This is a genomic window from Pseudoalteromonas sp. 31A1, assembly GCF_011378815.1.
Taxonomy (GTDB): Bacteria; Pseudomonadota; Gammaproteobacteria; order Enterobacterales; family Alteromonadaceae; genus Pseudoalteromonas; species Pseudoalteromonas arctica.
Window position 1 is genome coordinate 1 of sequence record NZ_WTKY01000058.1, and the last position, 2,173, is coordinate 2,173.

2 protein-coding genes are annotated in these 2,173 nt (G+C 37.4%); one reads left to right on the forward strand and one right to left on the reverse strand.

Annotation, left to right across the window (positions count from 1 at the left end; all coding sequences use genetic code 11):
* The first annotated feature begins 415 nt into the window (after window positions 1-415).
* A complete protein-coding gene (locus GQR52_RS20260; protein WP_024600635.1) occupies window positions 416-964 on the forward strand; it encodes a hypothetical protein in 549 nt (182 codons plus the stop codon).
* A 105-nt stretch (window positions 965-1,069) separates the two neighbouring features.
* On the opposite strand, the gene GQR52_RS20265 is transcribed toward GQR52_RS20260, so the two are convergent.
* On the reverse strand, window positions 1,070-2,173 hold a 1,104-nt coding region (locus GQR52_RS20265; protein ID WP_165729606.1), incomplete at its 5' end, for a sodium:proton antiporter.

The window sequence follows — 2,173 nt, forward strand, 5'->3', positions numbered from 1 at the left end:
GCTAAGAGCGATAGTTTTGATAAGTGTAAGTTTCATGGTCATATTCCTGATTAGTTAAGCCGTGCTTGTTGCCGACAACTGAACTTTAGAGAATTACCACAACCCCGACAAACGATTAAAACAAACCTAATAAGTGAAGAAAATTAACCTATAGACCTTAGTCTAATACGCTTAAACTTTTTCTATATATTTAAATAACTTACGCACTATCTTACGTGCCTAAAATCGCTACTTTGCATTTTAAAATACATATAATTATTTATGCTTTTATTTAGTCGGTTTTATTTTAAGCACCTTGCTTTGGCATAACTGAATAACAATCAAACAAATTTATACATTTAATTACATGCAATACTAAGTTATGTATTTATAATTACGGCTCTGGTAACTTTTCATCATTAATGGGTTAACTTTTTTGAAACACACACTTCCTCTTTTTGTTTTATTAAGCACGCTTTTATCATTTAGCCAAAATGCTAACGCAAGGCTTTTGCTCGGTAACAACATGCCTAACACCGGTATGTTTATAAAGTCAGAATTTAATGGCGATAGCAGCATTACATCTGCGGGTGTAGAAATGATGGTTAAGCAAAATTACAGTAACTTTGGTGTTGTTTTTACAAGCGCAATTGGCGCGGCAGTAATCGATAATAAACAAGGCGAGCAAGAAGAGTTTATAACGTGGGATAATGGCATGAAGCTTGGCTATTTTAATGACTTTTTTATATACGCCGAGCTTGGCTTAGATCTGTTCGAACTCGCCTTTAAAAACGACAGAGGCGATAACACCTACCAAATAGAAAAATCGAACAACGACATAGACGGCTACGCAGGTATAGGAGCGGGTTATCATTTTAAGCCATTTAAAATAGAAGTATTTACTCGAGCACGCCAAATAGATGGCGACTACTGGGAAGCACAAGAACATATTTACAGCGGTGTGCAACTCAGCTTTACCTTTTAATTGCCCTTTTGTTTTATAAGAAAAATAAAAAGCGTGTGAAATACAGCTATTTCACACGCTTTTTTAAAAATTACATTTAACAGGTTTAGTCTAACCAATTTATATTTAACGGATAGTTTTGGCTACTTTACCAATACTCAAACCCTGAATTAAAATTGAAAACACCACAACAGCATAAGTCAGAGCCAACAAAATATCGCGCTCGTTCCCATCAGGTAATTGCAATACCAGTGCAACCGAAATACCACCACGCAAGCCACCCCAGGTTAAAACTTTCCATGCGCCAGATGGCAACTCTAATTGCTTATTAAATGTAGTGGTTGTTATACCCACAACGATTAAACGTGCGAGTAATGCTATTAAAATAGTTAAGCCACCAGCAATAAACAAATTACTCGAAAATGCAATCATAACTACTTCAAGCCCTATGAGTACAAATAAAATGGCATTTAAAATTTCGTCAATCAGCTCCCAAAACAAATCAACGTAATGGCGTGTTTTGTCGCTCATAGCCATACTACGACCATGATTACCCACCATTAGCCCCATCATTACCATTGCGAGTGGGCCCGACAAATGCCAATGGCTAGCAAGTGCATAACCACCAATAACGCCCGCTAAAGTAAGTAGTACTTCTTCTTGGTAACTATCAATACTTTTAAGTAAGTAATATAAAATACCACCTAATACCAAACCAAAAACAATACCGCCACCAGCTTCAACCGCCAGCGTGTGCGCTACATAATAAGTTGTAGGAATATCACCACTTGATAAAACACCCAATAAAAGCACAAAAATAACTACGCCAATACCGTCGTTAAACAACGATTCACCCGCAATCACGGTTTCAATACTTTTAGGCGCACCCGCAGATTGTAAAATTCCCATTACCGCAATCGGATCGGTTGGCGAAATTAATGCGCCAAACAGTAAACACCAAATAAACGCTAAATCAAAACCAAGCAAAGGAAGAACTAAATAAAGCGCACCAGCAATAATAACCGTAGATAGCAACGTACCAACACAGGCCAAAATACCTATTGGCAACTTATAGCGCCTTAAATCGCTAACATTTACATGCAGCGCCCCTGCAAAAAGCAGCATAGAGAGCATGCCATCAAGCAAAACTTCAGTAAAATCTAACTGATCGAGCAAGCTCACTTCGTAATCTATAAGATCATCAAACCCTAAAAAGCCCAAAAATATAGC